Source organism: Pseudomonas sp. RW409 (assembly GCF_003184125.1).
Taxonomy (GTDB): domain Bacteria; phylum Pseudomonadota; class Gammaproteobacteria; order Pseudomonadales; family Pseudomonadaceae; genus Aquipseudomonas; species Aquipseudomonas chlororaphis_I.
This window is the reverse complement of the sequence record NZ_QHHP01000031.1, coordinates 1-1122: the sequence shown is the minus strand read 5'-3', so window position 1 is coordinate 1122 and position 1122 is coordinate 1. Positions and strand designations below refer to the sequence as shown.

The window sequence follows — 1122 nt, the reverse complement described above, 5'->3', positions numbered from 1 at the left end:
CAGCGACCGCACCCCACAAGGCCAGACCCTGGCTTCCGACGGCAGCGACCGCACCCCACAAGGCCAGACCCTGGCTTCCGACGGCAGCGACCGCACCCCACAAGGTCAGACCCTGGCTGAAGACGGCTTCGATCGCACTCCCCTGGGCCAAGCTGTAGCTGAAGGCGGCCGTGATCGCCTGGAAGAGAAAGGTCTGGTTTAAGACGGCAACGACCGTTTGGCCTAACGCAACCCAGCTGTGAGTCAAGCCTATGATGCCTCTACAGAAAAGCCCGGTCCCTGGATCGGGCTTTGTTTTTTCCTGGGCCGCGCCGTTTTAGTCCTGCGCCCCACCACTCCGATCCAAGCCTCGCCTTCAACCCACCGCCCCCACCGGGTTCGACGCCGGCAAAGTTGATTTGCTAGAGTGCGCCGCTCTCTTGATCAGAAAACCAGCCAGCCGATGCTGCCCCGCGCCGAACAGAAACAACAGACTCGCAACGCTCTGATGGACGCTGCCCGCCACCTGATGGAATGCGGCCGTGGATTCGGCAGCCTGAGCCTGCGCGAAGTGGCGAAAACCGCCGGCATCGTGCCGACCGGTTTCTACCGGCATTTCGCCGATATGGACCAACTCGGCCTGGAGCTGGTCAGCGAAGTCGGCCAGACCTTCCGCGCAACCATCCGCCTGGTGCGCCATAACGAATTTGTCATGGGCGGCATCATCGATGCCTCGGTACGGATCTTCCTCGACGTGGTGGCGGCCAACCGCTCGCAGTTCCTGTTTCTCGCCCGCGAGCAGTACGGCGGTTCGCTGCCGGTGCGCCAGGCGATCGCCAGCCTGCGGGAAAACATCAGTTCCGACCTGGCGGCCGACCTGACCCTGATGCCCAAGCTGCAACACCTGAACATCGCCGACCTGACGGTGATGGCCGACCTGATCGTCAAAAGTGTGTTCGCCACCTTGCCGGACATCATCGACCCGCCCGCGCAAGCCCTGCCCGAACACCTCACGCCCCAGGCGAAGATCACCCAGCAGCTGCGTTTCATCTTTATCGGCCTCAAGCATTGGCAAGGGCTGGGCAGCACCGAATAACCCCCGCCGCTTCGCTGAACCGCCCCCACCTCCTCCACCCCTTATCT

Annotated in this window: 1 protein-coding gene and 1 pseudogene; both read left to right on the top strand. The window is 63.0% G+C overall.

The window, feature by feature from the left end; genetic code table 11:
• Positions 1–202, top strand: a pseudogene (locus tag DK261_RS13070) (hypothetical protein); the annotation flags it as partial.
• Between the two features lie 240 nt (positions 203–442).
• Positions 443–1075, top strand: a complete 633-nt coding sequence (locus DK261_RS13065) for a TetR family transcriptional regulator (protein WP_009046724.1) — start codon at positions 443–445, stop codon at positions 1073–1075.
• Positions 1076–1122 lie beyond the last annotated feature (47 nt).

Coding starts and splice junctions, on each gene's coding strand:
- DK261_RS13065 (WP_009046724.1), top strand. CDS start 443: ATGCTGCCCCGCGCCGAACAGAAACAACAGACTCGCAACGCTCTGATG.